Consider the following 20,892-nt stretch of genomic DNA (forward strand, 5'->3'; position numbering starts at 1 on the left):
CAGGCCGGGACAGGTATCCGCCGAAGGGCTTGGAACCCGAGTAACCGAGTAGTAGCTTTCACCGCTCAACCCCCCACGGGCCGCGTGCCCGCGCGAGCGAAGAGGTTCCGCGTGAAGCGTGTATTCAGCCGCGCCTGGTTCCCAGTGATCTGCGTATCCGGCTTGCTGGTCGCGGGCATGACGGTTCCGAGCGCGTTCGGCACCACCACCGAGGGCGCCGGCCCTGACGGTCTCTCCGCGGACGACAGCCGAAGACCCGGCTCCGAACTGACCGTCGCACCGGGCGGGTCCGAGTCCGCGAGGATCAGCCGCCCGTCGGACCGCCGGGGACCCAACACGGTCAAGGACGCGGACGTCACCGTCTCGTCCTACGACGCCGAGGCCGGACAGGTCGTTCTCAGCCAGAAGGACCGGGACGGCGGCACCGGAAACATCGACGTCCGCAAGGGCGACGTGATCGCCAGCCCGCCCACGAAGGCAGCCCCCGCCGGCGCACTCGTCAAGGTCACAGACGTGCGGTCCGATGACGGCGGGAAGGCTGAACTCCGCACCTCCCGGGCCAACCTCGCAGAGGTCCTCGGCGGCGCGAATGCCGACGGGACGGTCCCCGTCTCGCCCTCAGCCTGGAAGGTCGACCCGCAGGTCAAGGGACTCGACGTTGTACGAGGCGCCGCGAAGACCTCCCGCGGAGCATCGGCGTCCGGGAAGAAATCGGGCAGTGCCGGCGCCAAGAGCAGCAACCTGCACTTCGACTTCGACACCGAACTGCCCGGCTCCGCAGACGATGCGGGCCAACAGCCCGGGACCGCGCTGGGCGGGTTCCTGGACATCTCACCCGAGGTGGACTTCTCCTACGACGGTCACGGCTCGGGCGACCCCGCGGACGCGACCGCATCCATCGGCATCGGCGCGGACTACAAGGCCAGTTGGCGCGTGCAAGGCACCGTCGAACCCGACTTCGCGAAGCGCATCCCCCTGGCCGAGGCGACCGCACATCCCGTGATCATGGTCGGTCCGGTGCCGGTCGTCGTCACGGTGAAGTTGACCTTGGCACTGAAGGTGCAAGCGAACGGCCGGATACAGGTGGATGTCGACCAGGACGCGACCGGATCGGTGAAGGTGGGCACGCAGTACGCGAAGGAGTCGGGCTGGGAGCCCGACACCCACGCCGACGGCGAGACCCTTCCGGGCGGCAGGGCCGAAGTCTCCGGCCAGGGCGAACTGCGCACAGCACTCGGCCCCGAGGCGAATGTCAGCCTCTACGACACCGTGGGAGTGGTCGCCTTCATCGGCCCGTACCTGCGGGCGACCGGCCAGTTGGCGGACTCGGGGCAGGACCCCCAGGGACGCGGCGCGTGGAAGCTGTACGGGGGCCTGACTCTCGAGAGCTCTCTGTACGCACAACTGCCGTTCGTGATCATCGGCAACCGTCCCTCGAAGCACATCGACTTCCCACCCGTGAACCGCGAGTGGCTCATCACCGAAGGGCAAATTCCGGCAAGCTCCTGATCCCTGGCAGAACGCGGGGTTCGAACGCTCCTCTGAACGACGTGGGCCCGGGTCGGTGACCCGGGCCCACGTCGTCGAACGCCTCCCTGTTTCTGATTGCCGCAACGGATGCGCAGTCCGGGAGGCCGCCGGTGGTCAGGCACCGGATCGCGGGGCTGCGTCGGTCGCCATGACAGCTCGTCAGGTCAAAGGGACGGCTGTACAGCGGTCCCGCTCGGACGGCATGCGCTGAACCCTCCCTGCCGCTCGCACAGTTCGACGTCTGGCACCGCATAGGCGCCCGCGGAGGCCCGCGGGAGCGGACGGCACCCGGATGGAATGATGGCCGGTGACATGGCGACGGCGGTCCGAGGAAGCCGGTGTGAATCCGGCGCGGTCCCGCCACTGTGATCGGCGAGCGGATCCCCGACAGGCCACTGCCTCAAGCAGGTGGGAAGGCCGGGACGAGCCTTGACCCGAGAGCCAGGAGACTCACGCGGTCGCCTCCTCGACGGGTACCGGGGCGGATCTCCCCGGAGAGAGGGTGGTTCGGCGTGTCCGAGGCATCGGTCGATGAGGCATCCGGCGAAGCGGAGGCAGCGGAGACGGCCGGCCTTGCGCCGTGTCGGATCGTCGTGTGCCGGGACTGCTGCTGCGGCAGTCCCAAGGTGACCGGACTGGATCACGTGGCGCAGACGGCTCGACTGCGGGAGGAGGCACCTGTTCGCGTGTCCGCCTGCCTGGACGTATGTGACCAGGCCAATGTCATCGTCGTACAGCCTTCCGCCGAGGCCCGTGCCGCAGGCGCCCGACCCGTCTGGCTGGGGCTGGTCAACAACCCGGATGCGACCGAGGACGTCACCGCCTGGGTGCGTGCGGGCGGCCCCGGCGTCGCCCCGTGGCCGGAGATCCTTGACCTGCACGTCATCACGCCGCCGCGACGAGGGCTCGCCGAGAGTCGCCGCGCCGCGTCGCCGATCCGTGGTCAGGGGCAATGAGACCACCGCCGTTACCGACTCCCGGGCCTGCGCAGATCGAGGCCCGGGCCGCCTTGAGCGGAAACCCTCAACGCCGTTTCTGGTCTGGGCCGTTGGGAGAGCCCCTCCGCAGGCCCAACAGGCTGCCCACCGCGCCGGCGCGAAGATCCGGGCGCTGGGGGATGAGCCCGACCTCGGCTCTGCTCCACCAATACGGGTTCGCCGTGCGGGTTGTTGTGCTTGCTCAGGGGCGGATGCGCTCTCGGCCGGCCCGAGCACTGCCCGCTCGGTGACGCCTTCTCGACGTCACCAGAGCAGCGAGACCGACCGAGAGTCGGCGCCAACCACTCGGCCGTTACCTGCCTTTGTGGACATGTGGGGGGAAGTCCTCCTCGCCGGAGAACCAGCAAGCCGCGTGCCTCTCCGCCGGCTCAGCGGCGCCCCGCTTCCTCCAGCCCTCCGAGCGCCCCGGGCAGATCGCCGGTGTGCAGTACTCCGAGGCGCTGGGTGGCGCGGGTCAGTGCCACGTACAGATCGCTCACCCCGTACTCCGCGGGCTCGACGACCAGGACCGTGTCGAACTCCAGCCCCTTCGCCTGCCGTGCGTCCAGCAGAACGACGTCCCGGGTGAGGTCGGGCGCCTGCCCGTGACCCCCGTCCGGCAGCTCCGCGAGGAGCGGCGCGTGCAGCGTCGCAGGGGCGATGACCGCGACCCGTCCTCCGTCCGTGGCCGCTGCGGCCTCCCGCGCGACGGCGGAGGCGAGACCGTCCGCGGTGACTCGTAGCGCCCAGGGCCGCACCTCGGTCGACCGCACCGAACTGGGCGGCTCGAAAGACCGGGTGTGCGCCCGCAGGAACCCGGCCGCGACGTCCATGATCTCGGCGGGCGTACGGTAGTTGACCCCCAGTCGTACGTGCTCCCAGCGGTCGCCCACGTACGGTTCCAAGATGCGTTTCCAGGAGCCGAGTCCGGCCGTTTCCGCGGTCTGCGCCGGGTCCCCGACGAGCGTCATGGAGCGCGTCGGGACGCGCCGCATCAGCAACCGCCAGGCCATAGCCGAGAGTTCCTGCGCCTCGTCGACGACGAGGTGCCCGAATGCCCAGGTGCGGTCGGCCGCCGCACGCTCGGCCGCGCTTCGGTGGTCGGCCTCCTCGTGCCGCTCGGCCATCCGCTCGGCGTCGATGATGTCGTGCGCGGCAAGGACCTCGGACTCCTCGTCCTCGTACTCGTAGGTCTCCGAGCCGGCGGAAAGCTCCAACACGCCCTGGGCGTAGGCGATCCGTTCCTCGCGTTCGGCCGCGGCCGCGGCGCGGGCCGCACTGTCGTCCTCGCCCAGCAGTTCGGCGGCCTCGTCGAGGAGGGGTACGTCGGCCTGGGTCCACGCTCCGCCCTGCCGCCGGATCAGCTCTGCCGACTCCTCGTCGAGGTGGACCGGCTCCGCGAGGAAGTCCGCGACGAACTCCTGCGGGGTGAGCTGCGGCCACAACTCGTCGACGGCTGCGTGGACTTCAGGGTTCGTCGCGATCTCCTTGCCCATCTGGGCGATGTCGTCGGGCCCCAGCAGATTCGGCCCGCCGAACGGGTCGGCGCCGATCCGTTCAGCCAGTTGCTCGGTGAGCGCGTCGATGACGTGGAACGTGAAGGCGGGCCTGGCCAGGTTGTGGGGCAGCCCGCTCTCGCGCGCACGATGGCGCGCGTCCTCCGCCATGGCCCGCTCCAGGAAGAGCGTCCCGTAGTCGTCGTGGTCGATCTCCGTCGCCCACTCGGGCACGGTCTGCCGGTCGCGCAGCGCCTTCGCCAGCACATCTGCCATCGCGGTACGCCCCTTCACCTCGGCGGCGGCGGGACTGTCGGTGCCGGTGGCGCGCACGCCTGGGAAGAGCTCGCCGAGGGTTGCCAGCAGCACCCCGGTCTCGCCCAGGGACGGCAGGACGTCGCCGATGTAGCTCAGGAAGGCCGGGTTGGGGCCGACGATCAGCACCGCCCGACGGGCCAGCAACTCCCGGTGCTCGTAGAGCAGATACGCCGCCCGGTGCAGCGCGACGACGGTCTTGCCGGTGCCGGGGCCGCCCTCGACCACCATGACGCCCTGGTGGGGCGCCCTGATGATGTGGTCCTGTTCAGCCTGGATGGTCCGGACGATGTCGTGCATCCGCCCCGTGCGGGCCGCGTCCAGTGAGGCCAGCAGGACCTCGTCGGCGCCCTCGTGGCCGGTGCGGGTCGCGTCGTCCAGGTCCATCAGTTCGTCGTGGAGTGCGGTGACCGTGCGTCCCTCGGTGGTGATGTGCCGCCTCCGCCGCAGGCCCATCGGAGAATGGCCGGTGGCCAGATAGAAGGGACGTGCGACGTCCGCGCGCCAGTCGATCACCAGGGGTGTACGAGACGAGTCGTCCTGGCGAATTCCGATGCGCCCGATGTGGTGGGTAGCGCCGTCCCGGAAGTCGAGGCGTCCGAAGCAGAGCCCGTTCTCTCCCGCGTGGATAGCGCTGAGCAGCCCGGACTGCTCAGCCACCATCACATCCCGCTCGAGTTTGGCCTGGAAGCCGGTCCCGACCTGCACGAGCGCGTCGCGGACCGAGTTCTCTGCCTGCTCCCTGAGTTGATCGAGCCGGGCGTAGAGGCCGGTGACGAATTGCTGTTCCTGCTGCATTTCCTCGGTTGACAATTCCGCTCCTGACGCGATATGCTTCTCGCAGAAGAATTCCTCTTCATGTCTTTTCGTGAAGACATGAAGGATCAATATACGCAGAATCGAGCCCCGGATGTCAATTCATCCAGGGCTCTTCTTTTTGAGGAATCACCGGTTCCTGCCGGCCTGTGCGGCGATGTGCGAGGAGCCCGTCCACCAGTGCCCCTACGGGGCGGCGGTGAGTGCGGCAGCCGGTGCGGGTGGCTCCTACCGCAGCCGTGCCACGAAGCTTCGTCCGTAGGCGTGCCGGGTGGTGACGTCGATTCGGGTGGCGCCGGGGGGCCGGGTGACGTGGACACCGTCGTCTGCGGAGATCAGACGCAGAGAGCGGCCGCGCAGGGTGACGGTGACCTTGTCGCGTTCGGTGGTCGGATCTGCGACGGCGACGGTGGTGATGCCGTCGGGGCCGCGCCGGATGAGTACTGACGCGGGGCCGTCCACAGCGAGTGGTCCGGCGAAGTGGGTGCCCGGCGTGAAGGTGTTGGCGGCGAGCAGGCCCAGCTCGGGGTGGGCGATCGCCTGGAGGTCCGGGGTGTTCGCGAGGACCTTCAGCGGGCCGTGCGCGTAGCGGCGCAGCTGCCGTTCGGTGGCGCCCGGCACCAGGGCGTAGGCCAGCGTGGCGGCGGGCGTGCCGGGCGGCTGCTCGAAGGCGATGCTGAAGACCTGCTTGGTGATTCGGGTGTCGGGGTTGGAGGCGTTGACGTCCTGGCGGCTGTGGGTGACGGTCTCGAGCGTGACGGTGGGGCGAGGGCCGTGAGGTGAGTCCGGGGAGTCGAGGAAGACGTAACCGACGGCTGTCTTCTCGTTGGTGTTGGCGTAGCGCAGCCAGGCGAGTGGCGCCGAGCCGGGGCGCCGCCAGCGCGTGCCGTCGCGCAGGCGTCCCGTGACGGTGACGGTGTCCGATTCGGCGGCGATGCGGCTGTCCACCGTGGTCGTCACCGCCCGGCCTGCCGGATCGTCCACTCCGGCTGCCAGCACCACGACTTCGTCGTCCAGCAGGAACCACGACTTGGTGGCGCGGGCGTTGCGGTAGGCCACGAAGTCGTCCGGAAGCCGCCCGGCCTGCTTCGCGGCGTAGGCGACGTCGTCGGACTGGACCAGCGACGCCGTTCCGTAGACGCCCAGAATGGCGCCGCCGGAGTGGGAGACCGTGCCGCACGGGAAGTAGACGTAGGTGTTCTGCTTCTCGGAGGACGAGGTGAATCCGGCGTCGGGGTTGTCGTACCACTGGGCGCCGTACAGTTCGGGGATCGTCTTGCGGGTCTCCACCGGGGCCGTGACACCGGCCAGCCGGTAGGGGGAGACGGCCGTGAAGTAGTCGACGCCGAAGGCATGCCTCTGGTCCTGCTTCGACAGATACAAGTAGTGGGCGCCGTCGCCCTGGAACCACGGCTTGAGGTTCTCGCCGCTCATGTACTCGTACTTGCTGATCCGCCGTGAGCTGCGGGCCAGCGCGAACGCCCAGCCGGGGCGGTGGTGGACCGTGCGGTCCATGGCGTTGAACGCCGTCGTGTACGAGGCGTCCTTGAGGTCCCTTGCGGGGAGGGAGCCGTCGGCGAGGATGTCGGCGTAGCGGGCGACGGTCACGGGGGAGACGAACGCGGTCGGGTCCAGCGGCGCCTTTGAAGCCTCGCGGATGAACTTCACATATCCCTTGAGAGCGATGGCGTCGTCGCCGGAGGAGTGGGCGGAGAGGTCGGTGACGGCCTCCAGCACTGTGGTCGCGTCGCCGTATCCGCTCTTTTCGCGCGATGCCCCGCGGCCCTTGACCGCCTCCATCATCCAGCCCTCGAAGATCACCGGTGCGAAGCCGTCCACCACCCAGCCCCGCGCCACCGCGGCCATCTCGTCCTGCGGCAGGTAGGCCGTGCCGTCCAGAATCTTCAGGGTCTGTACGACACGGCTGAGCAGCCCGGTGCCGTAGGTGCCGGTGTAGGCGACGGAGGCGTGCTGGACGAAGGAGCCGTCGGCGTAGAAGCCGTCCGTGACGCCGTGCCGGGGGTGGTACGGGTCGATCGTGGCGAGCACGGTGAGCTGGTCGGCGACGGCCTTGCTGACCCGGGCGTCGTCGCTGAGGGCGGCGCCCTGCATGATCCGGTCGGTGGTGATGTCGGCGAGGTTGGCGCCGGTGTGGAAGCGGGAGTCGAGGTCGACGTCTCCGTCCTTGCCGTTGCGCAGGTAGCCGTCCATCGCGGCGACGTAGGTGGCGGTGAGGCCCGGGCGGTAGGCGGCGAGTTGGTCCCTCAGTAGTACGAGGACCTTGCTGACGTGCTGGGAGATGCCGATCTCCCAGTTGAACCAGTTGCCGTAGTACCCCTTCGACTGGTCGCCGTAATAGTGGTCGTAGAGCCACGTCAGGCCGTCGATGCAGCGCCGCTGCACGGCCTCGTCGCCGTGCAGGGGGTTGTCATCCGCGGGTGTACGGGTGGCGAGCGCGATCTCGTAGAGGCCCTGGAAGGACTTCGTCAGGTTCTTGTCGCTGGTGCCGAGGTCGCCGAGTCCTTGGAACAGCTCACCGTCGCCGGCCGCGTCCATCGCGTCCAGACGGTCCCGCGCGGCGTCGGCGATGGCGGCCACCTTGCCGGCCACCTCGGGACGGGCGTTGACCTCGGCGGTGCCTGCCAAGACGGCGACCGTGTTGTCGACAAGCCGGGTTAGGTCTCCCCCTGGCTTCGCCGGGAGGTGCCCCCAGGCCGGGTCCCGCGGAGCACTTGCCGCCCGTGCACGCAGCGGCTCGACGAGGCTGAGCAGCGCGCTCGCGGGGATCATGGACAACAGGGCGCGGCGCGACAGCTCCATGGGGCGCTCCACTTTTTGACCGTATGCCGGAAAGGCTCGCCGTATCCAAGCAACGCGCCCCCGTGGTGTCAACGCGTCAGTACCAGCCGTAGGACGCCGCACAGCGGGATGAGTGCTCCGAACTCGGAGCTTTTTTCGGGCAGTTGACGGTCACGGTGCGTTCGAGTCTGCGGGCGGCGTACGCGGCATGGCGTGTTGTGCCACGCGGGTCCTGAGCCCCCCCGGCATGGCGTCTCCCGCCGCACGGCTCCAGCACGTCAAGAGCCGTAGGCACCCGCCCGCCCGCCCGCCGGGCGAATTGACATGCCGTCAGGCGCAGTGAGCCCGAGAGGGTTGCACAGTGATCGCAGTACTCGGAGTCGACAGAGAAGCCACCGTCCAGAGGCGCTGACGGCTCACGCCGAGTGCTCGATCCAGCCGGTCCGGGCGCCCCGGTGCTCTGCGGGCAGCGCACCCGTGTCCGTGTCTGGCGCCGACCGAATGGGCACCAGGGCGGGCTCCTCGGACACACCTGGTCCCGTACCCGCTCACCACGAGCGAGTACGGGACCAGGGCTTTCACAGCCGACGTGTCACAGCATGTAGTCCTGGGCGGCGCGCCTGCGGCGCAGCCACCACACCTGGGCGCTACCGGCGGCGAGGACTACGACGGCGATCCCGACGATCAGCCCGACCGGGGTGTCGGAGCCGGTGATGGCGAGGTCGCTGTCGTCCTTCGCCAGCTGGGGCGACTGGTCCGCAGCCGGCGACGGGTCATCATCGTTCACGGCCGACGAGATGGAGTCGTCCGATTCCGACTTCGACTTCGACTCGGAGTCCGCCGAGCCCGAGTCCGAGGACGACTCATCACGGTTCGTGGCCGACGAGGAGTTGTCGTCCGACTTGGAGTCCGAGTTCGAGTCCGAGTTCGACTCCGGCTTCGAGTCCGAGTCGGGCTTCGAGTTCGAGTCCGGCTTGGCGTCGGAGTCCGGCTTGGAGTCCGAGTCCGGCTTGGAGTCCGAGTCCGGCTTGGAGTCCGAGTCCGGCTTCGAGTCGGAATCCGGCTTGTCCGGGGTCGAGTCGGACGGGGCGGAATCGTCCGGCTTCGACGGCGACTCAGGCTTCGAGTCCGTTCCCTCTCCGCCGTCAGTGTCACTGGCGTCGCCCGGGCACTCCTTGTCCTCGTTGATGCAGTCCACGGCCTCCTTCATCAGCTTGCTGGGCATGACGTTGATGAAGTCGCTGTGGTCGGTGATGGGCTTGTGCAGCTGCTCCGGGAAGGAGTCCACCGCGAACGGCGTGTCAGCATTGAGCAAGTTCTTCTGCGGGATGTCGTACTTGATCGTCTGCTGAAGCTGCGGGACGTTCTGGAAGCCCTCGGGGCAGTTGCCCTGGTCGTCCGAGAACTTCATGTGGTCGCGGTGGTTGCCGCTGTCCGTGTTCTGGCCGTCCCAGCAGTTCTGGAACTTGAACGTACGGATAGTGGCCTTGCCCTCGGGACAGATCGGGTACTTGTCCTTGAGCTGACGGTCCTCGAAGCCCTCGCAGCTCCACGACGCGTTGGCGTTCTCGTCGCCGTTGGTGAAGGACTTGGCGTCACCGGTGATGATGCGCAGGAAGCGCGGCATCTCGATGACCTGGTCGGCGCCGCCGGAGGTGAACTTCAGCTCGGGGTCGGGCTCGAGGATGCTGCCGAGGTTGAGGTCGTTGGCCCCACCGTCGCCCGGCTGGGCTTCGGCACCCTGGCCGCCGCCCACCTGGTCTTCCTCGCCCTGGCCCTGGTTCTGGCCTTCAGCCGGGGGCTGCTCTTCGGCCGGAGGCTGTTCCTGGTCCTCGCCCTCGCCCTGACCTTGGTCCTGGCCTTCAGCCGGGGGCTGCTCTTCGCCCTGACCCTGACCTTGGTCCTGGCTTTCAGCCGGGGGCTGCTCTTCGGCCGGAGGCTGCTCCTCGCCCTGGTCCTGACCCTGGCCCTGGTCCTGACCGGCGTCTTCACCGGTCCGCTGGCCCTGCGGCTTTGCCTGTCCGCCCTGGTCCTTCTGGACGTCGCCCTCCTGCACGGCGCCCCGCTGGTCCTCGTTGCCGTCCAGCGAACGGATCACGGGCCAGTAGTGCGTCGACTGGTCGTTCTTGGCGCACGTGGTACGGGCTGCGGCGAGGGACTCGTCGCTGGACTGGCCGTTGGTGTCCTCGTTGCCCACGTAGTCGTGCACGTGGTGGGCGCCGTTCAGAACACCGGGAGCGGCGATCACGTTGTCCGAGTTGAAGTGCTCTTCCGCGTTGTTGCCGCACTTCGTCTCGAAGCTGCCGCCCGGGTCGTCGGCCTTCGAGGCGTTGGGCGCGACGTCTTCGATGTTGACGAAGTCCTCGGCGACCGGGCCCTGGACCTGCTTGCCGTCCTCGCCCCCGCCTTCCTGGCCTTCCTGGGTTGCCTGGTCCTGCATCATCTGGCACTGGGCCATGGACTCCATGCCGTCGGGGACTTGGCCGCCGGCGTTCTGGATGTCCTGACTCAAGCTCTTGATGGTCTCCGAGCGCTGCTGCTTCAACTGGCCGAGGGTCTCCTCGGAGCTCTGCTCCTGGGAGTTCCACTGGCCGTAAGCCTGCGCGACCTGCTGGTCCAGAGTGGCCAGCTTCTGACCCACGGGCTCCTTGGCACCCTTGGGCACCTGGTCCAATGCAAGGCTCACGTCAGGACAGTTGACCGTGCTCGCCGCAGGCGCGGGGTCTCCGTTCGACCCCGCGAAGGCGCTCACACCTATCGCCGCTGCGCCGCCACCACCAACCACCAGCGCTGCGACGATCGCTATCGTTCTGTTCGCCTTGCGTGAGCGTCTATGGTCTTTTCTTCCCATATTGCCTTCACTCCACTCATTTCGCGTCATTCAGCGCCTCGAATTCCACGAGCCCGGTGTCCCCCAGGGCCGCGAGGTGATCGAGGACAATGGCGTTGGGCGGGTCGTCGCGAACGACAACACCATTGAATTGCGGGTCTGATCGCGTACAGGCCTAGGCCTATGAGGGCCTAAAGACGGCGGTGAGCTTAGCGCAGCGTTTCCGCGAAGATGGCGTTCTCGCGCTTACAGAACAAGTTTGTTTGTGGAGGTGATCGCTCCCGTGCCTCCCTCCTCCGTTCTTCTGTGCACCACCGAGCGGATTGAATGGTGTTGGCGCAGATTTGCGCCGAATCGTCGGAGATTCCCAAGAGGTGACGTCGTGGCCTCGCCAGTAGCGGCGACGCGCTGGTAGCCGACCGCGCCGATAGTTCTGACAGCGGCCTGGCGATGACCTCGAGGGAGCGCTGCTCGGCTGGGACGGTGAGGAAGCGGTGACCAGTGCGGAGTGCCGCGCCAACTCGGACAGCCATTTCGACGGTTCGGCTCGCAAGGCCCCACCGCCCAGCAGCTGGCAACGTCTTTTAGCGCCCCTACAGTCCAGCGGGAAATTCTGCTGACAGCGTGTCGGATCCGAGGCGCGGCGTTGTGGCACAGGTGGCGGTGCGGCCGGAGCAGGTCGCCGGGACAAGGAGTCGCGAGATGACCCAGTACTTGATCTCTTTCGATGAGGGCGCGATGGCTGTCCCCGAGGAGGAGTTGCTCGAGGTGGCCCAGGCCGCGCACGAGGTGGCCAAGGAGGCCAAGGCCGCCGGTGTTTGGGTCCTCGGCGGAGGGCTGAAGGATCACAAGGAGGCGAGCGTCGTGTCCACCGACGGGGCGGTCACCGACGGTCTGCCCCCGGAGGGCAAGGGGTCCCTCGGTGGATTCGCGGTCGTTGACGTGCCCTCACGCGAGGAGGCGCTGAAGTGGGCTGCGAAGATCGCCCTGGCCTGCCGCTGTGCTCAAGAGGTCCGCGAGTTCATGCCCGATCCGACTCTCTGATCGGTGCCCCGGGCCTCGAGTCAGGAGGTCACGCTCACGCCGCATGGCGTGGGAGCTGCTGTCTTGCCGTGCGACGAGTGCCCGGCAAGACAGCGCCACGGGGATGGCGCCGGGCGCACGGGACGGCAGCGACCGACCGCCCGATCACCGGCGACAAGGCCGGGTCGGGCCGGTCGCCAGGAAGCAGGCCTCCGTCAACTCAAGCGAATCGGCGTGCTGTTCGCGGACCTGCGGGAAGTTGGTGCCCGCCGGACTACGTGTCCGTGAGGAAGAACGTCACCGCGGCTTTGAGCATCGCAGTGGTCGCAGTCGTGTTGGTGGCAGGGACCGTGTTCGCGAGCACGTGGTGTTGTCTACGCGCTTCGGCGCGAGCGCCATACCGCGCCCGCAGCCACGAGAAGTGACACGCCAGCGATGCTCCATGGAGCCCAGGTCTGCCAGGCGGAGTCGTGAGACTGCTCGGTGGAGGCTGCCGTACGGCCGGAGACGCGGGCAGCGGAGTAGTCGGGCACCTTGGCCGGATCGCCGTAGTGGCCGGCCCGGTCGACGCTGGATCCGTCCGTCCAGCCGCCGCCGGTGTCGCAGTTCATCCGATCACGTGCGGATTCTGGCCCCCGCAGGCCCATCGGCCTGGAGCGCGCCGATGCGGTGCTGCCGTCGTTTTCCGAGGTGTCGCCGGTGCTGGGCTCGTGGAGGCCGCCATGGGCTCGTGACTTGGTGAGAATGTCGTCGAGCAGGTGGTTGCCGAGCTTGAGCCCGTCCAGTGCCTGCCTGTTGGTGTAGCTGGTGAGGATGTCCGCGCTCCGGTCGGCATCCGCCTCGGCTTTCTGCTGCACCTTCTTCCAGGCCTTGATCTGCTGGGCCTCGAACCCTTCGAAGGCGCCTGTCACACGTCCCAGATACAGACGCGGGCGGGCGCAGGTGGCGTACATGAGGCGCTTGAAGGTCTGGGTCGCCGACTCGGTCGCCTCCTGCTCGGCGTACTCGGGGTCGAGGTACTCGGACGAGGCGCCGGCAGTCATGTACCGGTGCTGGGTGTACTCGACCGGGAGCTTCCTGGTGCCGATCGCCACGGGTATGTAGGGCGCGGTCACGGCTGCTGTGGGTGCCATCCACAAAGTGGCGAGACGGGGGTCCGGGAGGTCGGGGTCGAGTTCGGCGACATGCCCGTAGCCCGACCGGTCGTCGGACCAGCGGGGGTCACGGACGATCCGCATCATGTCCTCCAGCCTCACCTTGCCCAGCCCGGCGAACTCCTTCTCCAGCGAGACCGGATTGCGGTACGGGGCCGGGTCCTTGGGGTCCGCGTTCTTGCCCACCGGGAAGGACTTCGTGGGGAACGGCTCCTGATAAACCTTCTGCAGATCGAAGACCTTGTCCTTCGACGGGTCGTACCAGCCCTTCTTCTCGGCGAACGACACGAGGTTCTTCGATGCCTTGAAGTCAGGGTTCTTGCCGTCCACGGCGTCGGTGGGGAATTCCTTGATGTAGCCGGGGTACGAGACGCGGATGTCGTCGGGGCCAAGCCGTTCGGCCGCCCAGAGTCCCTTTCCTCCGGCGTATTCCACGAGAACCCAGCCCTCGTCGCCGTCCGCGAACAGGTGCGAGTTGCCGCCGTATGTGGTGTAACCGTGGGTGTCGATGAGTTCGCCGAGTATCTCCACCGCCTCGCGTGCCGAGCCGGCGCGTTCCATCGCGATTCTGGAGAGGTCGGAGTACTGCGGCCCGGTCTGGTCCTTCGGGGTCATGTCCAGCAATTCTTTACGGGAGTTGGACCAGACGTCCCGGGCGGCGACGCCCTTCTCGTTCAGACCTCCGTTGGTCAGGGGGGCCGGCATGCCGGTGAACTCGGAGTAGTTGGACGTGAGATAGCGGTAAGTGTGCCGGGCCTGCGGGATCTTGGTCGGCTTGCCAGGCATGTCGGCCTCGTCGGTGGCTCCGACGGTGATCTCGGAACCCTCGGGATGATGCTGGGCCGGCACGAGCTCCATCCAGTGGCTGGACGGTTCGTGCCCGAAGCCCCCGAGCATGGTGTGACCGGTCGACGAACGGTTCTTGCCGATGTAGGTCGCGAACGACTTGTCCGGCTGCCGAACTGCCTTCTGTCCCATTTCCGTCGACGTGTTGGATCTGGCGAACTCACGGTCCTCCGCCGAGGCCACAGACGGCGTGCCGAGTGCGGTGACCGCCAGAACGGAGGCGGCGAGAGCGGCCGCAGCGGCCGGGCGAGGCCGAGATCGAAGCATGTTCTCCCCTGAGCGAGTGTCCTCGTCGCCACCATCAAGGAGTGGTCGTGACGGGCGCCCACCCTAAGTGCTGAACACGGCGTTGCGGCCCAGCGGTTCGGGCCCAGCGGTTCGCGCACCACCGGAAGTGCCCGTCGCTGTCGCCCAGGCCGAAGAGCCTGGTGAGTTCCACGAACGCCGTCGTGGTTCGCTCGGCTTCCGTCCGCAGCTACTCGGCTCGCATTCGGACCTTGGCCGCCAACGGCTCTGCCTGCTCTGAGATCCCGCGGGGGAGACTCGGGGCGGCCAATGAGCGCACAGGAAGCATCCCAGCCCCGACAGCACCATCGCGCGGTGTTGCTCAACGGTTAACAGACGTTCGAGACCAGTGGCATGCCTGACAGCCAACGGATGTCACAGATCGAATCGTTGGAACGGCGTTGGGCCCCCGCCGGCTTGACGGCGGGGGCCCAACGAATGGCCGAGGTCAGATGCAGATGTCCGGAGGATCTGCCTTCGAGCCAACGTTGTTGATCCAGGTGTTGTCTGTGCCGGCTGTGCCCTTGCCGGTGGTGTCGTCGCGGCAGTCGAGGCCGACGTCGCCGATGGCGGCGTTGCCCACGAGGCGGTTGTCGCCGTTGCCGAGGGCGAGGCTGATGCCGTCGCCCGCGTTGTTCCGGGTGATGTTCCCGGACAGGAGGGATTGAGTGAGGGAGTTCGTTGCCGCGCTGATGCCGTGAGTGTCTGTGGAGCCTGTGATGACGTTGCCGACGATCGTGACGTCGGTGCTGGGTGGGCCGGCGAAGTCGGAGGCATTGGCCCGCAGACCTCGAGCGGCTCCCGTCACGTTGTTGGAAGTGATCCCCAGCTCTGTGTTGTCAGGTCCGACGAAGATCGCGGAACCGGTGTTGGCGCGGGCGGTGTTCCTGGTCACGGTGACGTTGCTGGTCTCGAAGAGCGCCACGAGGGAATCGTCTTCGGTGGAGTCGTTCGCCCGGACTCTGACATCGTCGACGTCCGCCACCGCACCTGTCAGAGTGATTCCGGAGGTGTTCTGGTCGAACAAAGCATTCGATTCGATATCGGCGTTTTCCAGACCCTGATCCGAGTAGACCCCGTTCCCGGTCGCGGCACCTGCAGAATTGTTCTCGCGGATACAGTTCTGCTCGACGTCGGAGAGGCTGCTGCCGTCGGAGTTGAAATAGATCCCCAACACATTGTTCTGAACCCTGTTTTGACGAACCTGGTAGCCCGAGTGTGTAGCGTTCGTCAAGATTCCCGAACCGCTGGTATTTCCCCGAACGGTGAAGCGGGAGAATCTGACCCCGTCCGCGCCCAGCCGGACAGTGGCCGTCGCGTCGGGGTTCTCGATGATCGCGTGCGTGGTCGGATCGGGCGCCCCGGCTTGCCTGCACGCTGTTCCTGTGGGGTCGGCGACCGGCCCGACCAGCCGCAGATCTGGCTTGGTGGCGGGCACATCGACGGTTTCGTTGTACTCCCCGGCGCAGACTCTGATCTCGTCGCCTGCCGCAGCCGCGTTCACAGCATCCTGGATACTGTCGAAACCTGCATTCGTGCACTGCACTCCGTCGTCATCGACGGTCAGGACAGACTGGGCGTAGCTGGGTGCCGCCGGGAACACCGTAGCCACTGCCGCGAACGCGGCAACAAGAATCATCTTCTTCATGGCCTTCTCCTTGGACTCGGCGAATACCGCAGTGCAGTCGCACAGTCGGTCAGGCTGCCTTTGAGTCGACGATCCGAGCCTCTGGAACAGCGCAGATTGCATTCGCTAGACGTCATCAGTTAGGCAGACCGCACGGAGAGCGAACAAGTAGCGCGGAGGGGCGTACGGGGTCCCGGGAACGGGACTGGAAAGCGCCGACGCGTGCGGGTACGGGCATGAGCCAGCACCCACTTCCACCAGCCTTCGCGTACGCCTCCGGTCGGCGCTCTGGGCAAGAGTGCGCAATGCCATGGCACTCAACAGCCCACCAACCCCGGGACTCGGCCTGTGTCAGCCTGCAGTTCAGTGTCGTCCGGGCACCCGATGAACGTTCCGGGGGCTTGTCTCTGAGCCGGACACGGCCATGGGCGGCGCCGGGCGGGTGTTGACGCGGGCCACCGGAGAATCCCTAGTCGGCACGGCCCGTCGCCGCAACCGTCACGCCGAGGCCGATCATCGCGAAGCCGCCCGCACCTCCGACCATGGACAGGCGACGGTCCGAGCGTGCGAACCAGGAACGGGCCGCCGATGCTCCTAGGCCCCACAGCGTGTCCGTCATCATGCCGATGGCGACTGGGACCAGGCCCAACACCATCATCTGGACGGGAACATGGCCCGCAGCGTGATCCACGAACTGCGGCAGCACGGCCGCGAAGAAGATGATGCCCTTCGGGTTGGTGACCCCCACGAAGATGCCGTCCAGGATCGTGCGCAGATCGCTGCGCCGCTCACCCGCCGGAACCTCCATGTCCGCCGCGCGCATCTCTTTGCGGTGCCGGAACGCCTGGACGCCGAGGTAGATGAGATACGCCGCGCCGGCCAGCTTCGCGCCCATGAACACGGTCGCCGATCTCTCGACCAGCACGCCCAGGCCCCAAGCCACAGCCATCACCAGGAGGTACGAACCGACCAGGTTGCCCAGGACTGTCGCGAGCGCGGTCCGACGTCCGTGCGCGAGGGCTCTGCCGATCACGAACAGGACGCTCGGCCCCGGGATCACGATCACCAACAGCGACATCGCTGCGAACGCAAGAAGGCTCTCTACGGGCACCATGTAGCCCTCACCTCCGGGATTGCTTGTTCAGGGCCATGCAAACAGACCCCGGACCGTCCGCTCTAGGCGCGTGCACGTGCCTGCATCATCAGGCGGACGACCGCTGACCGTGCATGCAGCCGACGCCGTCCGGGCTCCACCGGTCCGAAGCGCGAAGGGGCGTGTGGCTGCGGGGTCAGTCGGGAAGTGTGGCGACTCTTCGGCCCTGGGTGATGCCCCGGTGAATCGAGGTCTTCTCGTCGTCGGCGCGGGTTGAGCAGGACGACGATCGTGTGCCCTGGTCTTCCCGGCTCGCCTCTGAAGAGCTCGCTGGGGGAGCGGCGCTGACTGTCAGATCTCGACGGTTGGGTACGTCTCGGTGTAGCTGTCACCGTCGGCGCCGTAGTAGGTGCAGGTCCGCGTATCCAAGTCGACGTCGTACCAGACCACGCCGGCGTCCCAGCAGCCCTGCACAAACTCGGGGAGGGTGGTCTGGCCCGCCTGGTCCGCGCGCAGCGCTGCAATGAGCGCCCGGCGGTCGAATGTCGAGACGCCGACCATGCCCGTGACGAGGGGCTCGCCCTGGACGACGACAGGACCGGCTCCCGTCAGGTAGAGCATCGCGTTCGACGGGACGGCCATCTGGCAACGGGTGGCCCCGTATTGCCGCAGAGCCTCAGCCAGGTACGGGAAGCCGGCGACCTTGGGGCGTACGGCGGCTGCACGCTCCAGTGCGGCCCCCAGGTTCTTGATCGCGTAATTCATGGACATCTCCAGGACGGCGTCGGCGCCGGGCGTGGTTCGCCGCGGCTGATTGACAATAGATATACAGAATGACAATATGCTGTCAATGTCAGAGTCGACCACGATGGAGTGCACATGGCTGATGAGATGGCCCTGCTGGTGGCTGACATCTACGAGGCAGCAGGTCTGCTGCGCCGGTCAGGGGAAGCCACCGCCGGGGCGGAAGGGCAGACACAGGCTCGGTGGCAGCTGTTGAGTGTCGTCTCCGAGAGTCCGCTCAGCGTGGCGCAGGCGGCCCGACGACTCGGCATCACTCGCCAAGGGGTACAGCGCGTCGCCAACGACCTCGTACGCGAAGACCTTGCGGCCTTCCGGTCCAACCCGGATCACCGAAGCTCTCCGCTACTGGCACTCACTCCCGCCGGACAGGAGACCCTGAAGCGGATCACGACCCGAGCTGCTGAGGTCCACGAGTCGCTCACTGCAGGCATCCCGCCGAGCGAGATCACCGCTGCTCGCGCACTCCTGCGCCGCCTCATGGATCAGATGCGGCAGCACGAAGACGGAAGCAACTCTCGTCAGACCGAGTGATCCCGGTCCAAGGGCACGAGGGCGATCTGTCCGCCTCTGTCGAGTCGGATGGCGACGAGCCCGTTTCGCCTGTGCCCGTCGGTGATCTGGACGTACGCGGCAAGGGTCAGGAAGAACATCATGTCGACGACCACCGCAGTGGTGGCCCCGTCTTCCCCCACCGGACGGGTTGGCGTCAAAGTTGGGCGTCAGACATGCAAAAGGGGCCTTCTCTCTTCGACGAGGCCCCTGATCTGCGTCGGGACGGCGGGAGTTGAACCCACGACCCCCAGATCAGAGTCTGATGGTTCGCAACGTTCGTGATCGCTCTGCTGGTTCGCTTCACGAAGCACCGTCGCCCGTCCGGTTCCCGTCGGGCCGGGCACACGCCGAGGGCCGCGCACATGCCGTGCGCGGCCCTCGGCGCGTGCGGACTCAGCCCTTCATGGAGCGAACCCGCATTGGACGGTCCCCGGGTGAACGGACGAAGGGTCGGGCACGCGCTTCACGTGCCCGACCCCCCCCGTCCGCGTTCCTGGCGACTCACTCGTCCTTGCAGTACTTGCCTTCCTTGCCGATGGACCGGTACATGCAGTCGGCGTTCTCGATCAGCTGGAGCACCGCGTCCCGGTTGCGGCTCGTCTCGCGCTCGATGACGTCGTCGGGCGGGTAGAAGCCGCCGCCGCCCGCGTCCGTCGGGTACATCTCGAAGGTGTAGGCGAAGACCTTCTCCGTGCCCCACAGCCAGTCGTCGATCGACCCGTCCGTGATGTAGAGGTCGCTGGACTGCTCGGCGGTGTATTCGTTGCTCTTGCCCATCTTCTTGCCCACGGCCTCGAACGCGTCGTGGTCGTCCTGGGTGAGGCCCTCGGCGGTGTCGTCGTTGGTCCACCCGTAGGGCCAGAGGACCAGTTCGCTGTAGGTGTGGAAGTCGATGGCCGCCTTGATCTGCTGCTTGCCTCCGACCACACGGGAGCGTGCGAAGTCGGCGACGACCTTCACTTCCGGAGCGGACTCGCCGGCCTTGCCTCGGTAGGTCTCGTCGCCGGGATCGTCCGAGGAGCCGCCGCAGCAGCCGAACTTGAAGTCCCAGTTGCGGTTCAGGTCCGTGCCCACTTGATCGGAGCCGGAGTTGGGCTGCCGGTTCTTGCGCCAGCTCTCATAGGAACCGGACTTGATGTCGTACTCGCCGCCGTCCGGATTGAGGTCGGGGACGATCCAGATCTCGCGGCCGTCCACGGCCTTCTTTATCCGGTCGTCCGAGTCGTAGTCCTCGCCGAACTCACCCATCAGGTAGAGCGCCATCTCGACGGTGAGGTGCTCGCGGGCGTGCTGGTGGTGGGTGAAGAGGACTTCGGGCTCGCCCTCGTCCTTCTTGACGTTGTCACTGATCTTGACGGCGATGATGTCGCGGTCCTCGTGGGACTTGCCGATGACCTTCTTGCTCATGATCTCGGGGTTCTGCTCGATGCGCTTGTCGATCGCCTTCATCGCTTCGGCGTAGGTGTGATAGCCGGAGTCGTCGGGCGGGAAGTCGCCGGGCTTGCGGGCTTTTCCGCCTGTACGGGCAGGGGGCCCGGCCAGTTTCTTCAGTTTGTGCCCGAGCTTGCGCAACTTGCCGGCCTGGGCCGAGTCGGCGCTGACGACCACGGAGTGATCGTGGACTTCGTCCAGCGAGACGCCGGTGGCGGCGAGTGCCGTGCGGTCGGCGACGCTGGAGGGCCCATGGACCTCGTACTGCCTGATGTCCTCGTCCGCGGCTGTGTTGGACGGCCGGTCCGGGGGAGAGGCGGTGGCGTTCGCGGTGGCTATGAGCGCCCCCGTGAGAACCACTGCCAGCAGGGCGATGAGGGCTCTGGTCGGTTTTCGGAATATGCGAAGTCGCATTGCAACTCCTGTATCGGGAGTGGGGGGTGCCCCGAAGCGCGCGGATGGCGTGCGCGCGCTTCGGGTCTGGCGATACGTGTCGTGCGTAGATCCTGACTCAGAACAAGCTGTCGAGCAGCTTGTTCGGGGAACCGGCCGTCGAGCCCTGGGAGGACGCCTCCTCAAACGTGGCGAGACCGCTTGCCAGACCCCCGCGTTGCTCAACCATTCGGTGCGTACCTACGTGTGGGCGACCGCCCACCGCGCAGCAGGCGGCACCCCCTTCGCCCGGAACTCCTCTACGTTGCCGGGCTGTTCCACGACATCGGGCTGTTTCCGGCATTCGACAGCCACACCGTCGCTCGCTTTCGAGGAGGCAGGCATCTCTCAGGTCTTCGGACCCGGCGCCGGGTGGCCGGCAGGGCGCCCCGAGCGCCTCTCGGAGGTGATCGCCCGCGCGATGCCGTCGGCGTGTAGGTGTCCACGGACCCCGAGGGACACCTGCTGACCCGCGCCACCGCCACCGAGATCACCGGCAGGGACGCGAGCGTGCAACTGCGGATGTAGAGCTGGTCTGTTGGTGGTGACGACCGAGGTGGGCACGACAGTTGCCTCGATGCCGTGCGAGTCCAGATGGGGCAGCAGCGTCATGAACGTCTCGTCCTTGCGCCGCTCCATCTCGTGAACGCTGATCTCTTCCCGGCCGTCCAGCGCACAGCCTTCGACACGATCTGAATGCCCCGGGAAGCCAGCAGGTCGCGACCCCTGCCGGGACGCGGTTTGTCGTCGACGTGCGCGTAGTTGCCGTCAGGCGGGTAGGCCCCGGTCCTGACGGGTCGGCAGAATTTGACCGAACAGCTCGGCCCACGCGGGTCGGTGAACCGCGGGGTGGGTGTCAGGACGCCGTCGAGGTCTATGAGG

The 20,892-nt window shown here is 67.3% G+C and carries 15 protein-coding genes and 1 riboswitch; of the genes, 5 read left to right on the plus strand and 10 right to left on the minus strand.

What is annotated here, in order from left to right:
• The first annotated feature begins 111 nt into the window (after positions 1–111).
• Positions 112–1,509 (plus strand): hypothetical protein, encoded by a 1,398-nt coding sequence (locus tag H5J26_RS00785; RefSeq protein WP_181763658.1) that lies wholly within the window; start codon positions 112–114, stop codon positions 1,507–1,509.
• Between the two features lie 349 nt (positions 1,510–1,858).
• A riboswitch (cobalamin riboswitch) is annotated at positions 1,859–1,982 on the plus strand.
• Positions 1,983–2,117: 135 nt separating this feature from the next.
• Positions 2,118–2,486 carry a (2Fe-2S) ferredoxin domain-containing protein gene (locus H5J26_RS00790; protein ID WP_181763705.1) on the plus strand — a complete coding sequence of 123 codons (369 nt, stop codon included), beginning with the start codon at positions 2,118–2,120 and terminating at the stop codon, positions 2,484–2,486.
• A 410-nt stretch (positions 2,487–2,896) separates the two neighbouring features.
• On the opposite strand, the gene H5J26_RS00795 is transcribed toward H5J26_RS00790, so the two are convergent.
• The 3 genes from H5J26_RS00795 to H5J26_RS00805 form a co-directional block, all read right to left on the minus strand.
• Positions 2,897–5,116: a HelD family protein gene (locus tag H5J26_RS00795; RefSeq protein WP_181763706.1), complete on the minus strand. Its 2,220-nt coding sequence runs from the start codon at positions 5,114–5,116 to the stop codon at positions 2,897–2,899.
• A gap of 246 nt (positions 5,117–5,362) precedes the next feature.
• Positions 5,363–7,954: a polysaccharide lyase family 8 super-sandwich domain-containing protein gene (locus H5J26_RS00800; protein ID WP_181763659.1), complete on the minus strand. Its 2,592-nt coding sequence runs from the start codon at positions 7,952–7,954 to the stop codon at positions 5,363–5,365.
• 571 nt (positions 7,955–8,525) lie between these two features.
• Positions 8,526–10,619 (minus strand): DUF1996 domain-containing protein, encoded by a 2,094-nt coding sequence (locus H5J26_RS00805; protein ID WP_309237730.1) that lies wholly within the window; start codon positions 10,617–10,619, stop codon positions 8,526–8,528.
• A gap of 10 nt (positions 10,620–10,629) precedes the next feature.
• Here H5J26_RS00805 and H5J26_RS00810 point away from each other — a divergent pair, with 10 nt between their 5' ends.
• Both H5J26_RS00810 and H5J26_RS00815 read left to right on the plus strand, forming a co-directional pair.
• The gene (locus H5J26_RS00810) at positions 10,630–10,926 is read left to right on the plus strand and encodes a hypothetical protein (protein WP_181763660.1); all 297 of its coding nucleotides are present in this window, start codon (positions 10,630–10,632) and stop codon (positions 10,924–10,926) included.
• A gap of 539 nt (positions 10,927–11,465) precedes the next feature.
• Positions 11,466–11,807: a YciI family protein gene (locus H5J26_RS00815; protein WP_181763661.1), complete on the plus strand. Its 342-nt coding sequence runs from the start codon at positions 11,466–11,468 to the stop codon at positions 11,805–11,807.
• A gap of 353 nt (positions 11,808–12,160) precedes the next feature.
• On the opposite strand, the gene H5J26_RS00820 is transcribed toward H5J26_RS00815, so the two are convergent.
• The 4 genes from H5J26_RS00820 to H5J26_RS00835 all read right to left on the minus strand — a co-directional run bounded on the left by H5J26_RS00820 (position 12,161) and on the right by H5J26_RS00835 (position 17,556).
• Entirely contained in the window at positions 12,161–13,918 is a 1,758-nt protein-coding gene (locus tag H5J26_RS00820) for a C69 family dipeptidase (protein ID WP_235980106.1), read from the minus strand.
• A 601-nt stretch (positions 13,919–14,519) separates the two neighbouring features.
• Positions 14,520–15,719 carry a right-handed parallel beta-helix repeat-containing protein gene (locus H5J26_RS00825; RefSeq protein WP_181763663.1) on the minus strand — a complete coding sequence of 400 codons (1,200 nt, stop codon included), beginning with the start codon at positions 15,717–15,719 and terminating at the stop codon, positions 14,520–14,522.
• Between the two features lie 448 nt (positions 15,720–16,167).
• Positions 16,168–16,812, minus strand: coding sequence for a LysE family translocator (locus tag H5J26_RS00830; protein ID WP_181763664.1), 645 nt, complete (start codon positions 16,810–16,812; stop codon positions 16,168–16,170).
• Between the two features lie 330 nt (positions 16,813–17,142).
• On the minus strand, positions 17,143–17,556 hold the full coding sequence (locus H5J26_RS00835) for a DUF1398 family protein (RefSeq protein WP_181763665.1): 414 nt from the start codon (positions 17,554–17,556) through the stop codon (positions 17,143–17,145).
• 114 nt (positions 17,557–17,670) lie between these two features.
• On the opposite strand from H5J26_RS00835, the gene H5J26_RS00840 reads away from it, so the two are divergent.
• Complete coding sequence (locus H5J26_RS00840; protein WP_181763666.1) at positions 17,671–18,126, plus strand: MarR family winged helix-turn-helix transcriptional regulator; 456 nt, start codon at positions 17,671–17,673, stop codon at positions 18,124–18,126.
• Here the strand turns inward: H5J26_RS00840 and H5J26_RS00845 are convergent.
• The 3 genes from H5J26_RS00845 to H5J26_RS00855 all read right to left on the minus strand — a co-directional run bounded on the left by H5J26_RS00845 (position 18,114) and on the right by H5J26_RS00855 (position 20,649).
• A complete protein-coding gene (locus H5J26_RS00845; RefSeq protein WP_181763667.1) occupies positions 18,114–18,287 on the minus strand; it encodes a hypothetical protein in 174 nt (57 codons plus the stop codon). The genes H5J26_RS00840 and H5J26_RS00845 overlap by 13 nt on opposite strands.
• Before the next feature lie 361 nt (positions 18,288–18,648).
• Positions 18,649–19,992 (minus strand): M14 family metallopeptidase, encoded by a 1,344-nt coding sequence (locus tag H5J26_RS00850; RefSeq protein ID WP_181763668.1) that lies wholly within the window; start codon positions 19,990–19,992, stop codon positions 18,649–18,651.
• Between the two features lie 366 nt (positions 19,993–20,358).
• Positions 20,359–20,649 (minus strand): hypothetical protein, encoded by a 291-nt coding sequence (locus tag H5J26_RS00855; RefSeq protein ID WP_181763669.1) that lies wholly within the window; start codon positions 20,647–20,649, stop codon positions 20,359–20,361.
• Between the last annotated feature and the right edge of the window lie 243 nt (positions 20,650–20,892).

The sequence above is a fragment of the Streptomyces albidus (ex Kaewkla and Franco 2022) genome (assembly GCF_013870515.1).
Classification (GTDB): Bacteria; Actinomycetota; Actinomycetes; order Streptomycetales; family Streptomycetaceae; genus Streptomyces; species Streptomyces albidus.

Excerpts from the sequence above, each read along its gene's own strand:
- H5J26_RS00795 (WP_181763706.1), bottom strand. The coding sequence starts at position 5,116 with ATGCAGCAGGAACAGCAATTCGTCACCGGCCTCTACGCCCGGCTCGAT.
- H5J26_RS00800 (WP_181763659.1), bottom strand. The coding sequence starts at position 7,954 with ATGGAGCTGTCGCGCCGCGCCCTGTTGTCCATGATCCCCGCGAGCGCG.
- H5J26_RS00815 (WP_181763661.1), top strand. The coding sequence starts at position 11,466 with ATGACCCAGTACTTGATCTCTTTCGATGAGGGCGCGATGGCTGTCCCC.
- H5J26_RS00820 (WP_235980106.1), bottom strand. The coding sequence starts at position 13,918 with ATGGGACAGAAGGCAGTTCGGCAGCCGGACAAGTCGTTCGCGACCTAC.
- H5J26_RS00825 (WP_181763663.1), bottom strand. The coding sequence starts at position 15,719 with ATGAAGAAGATGATTCTTGTTGCCGCGTTCGCGGCAGTGGCTACGGTG.
- H5J26_RS00830 (WP_181763664.1), bottom strand. The coding sequence starts at position 16,812 with ATGGTGCCCGTAGAGAGCCTTCTTGCGTTCGCAGCGATGTCGCTGTTG.
- H5J26_RS00835 (WP_181763665.1), bottom strand. The coding sequence starts at position 17,556 with ATGAATTACGCGATCAAGAACCTGGGGGCCGCACTGGAGCGTGCAGCC.
- H5J26_RS00840 (WP_181763666.1), top strand. The coding sequence starts at position 17,671 with ATGGCTGATGAGATGGCCCTGCTGGTGGCTGACATCTACGAGGCAGCA.
- H5J26_RS00850 (WP_181763668.1), bottom strand. The coding sequence starts at position 19,992 with ATGCGACTTCGCATATTCCGAAAACCGACCAGAGCCCTCATCGCCCTG.
- H5J26_RS00855 (WP_181763669.1), bottom strand. The coding sequence starts at position 20,649 with ATGGAGCGGCGCAAGGACGAGACGTTCATGACGCTGCTGCCCCATCTG.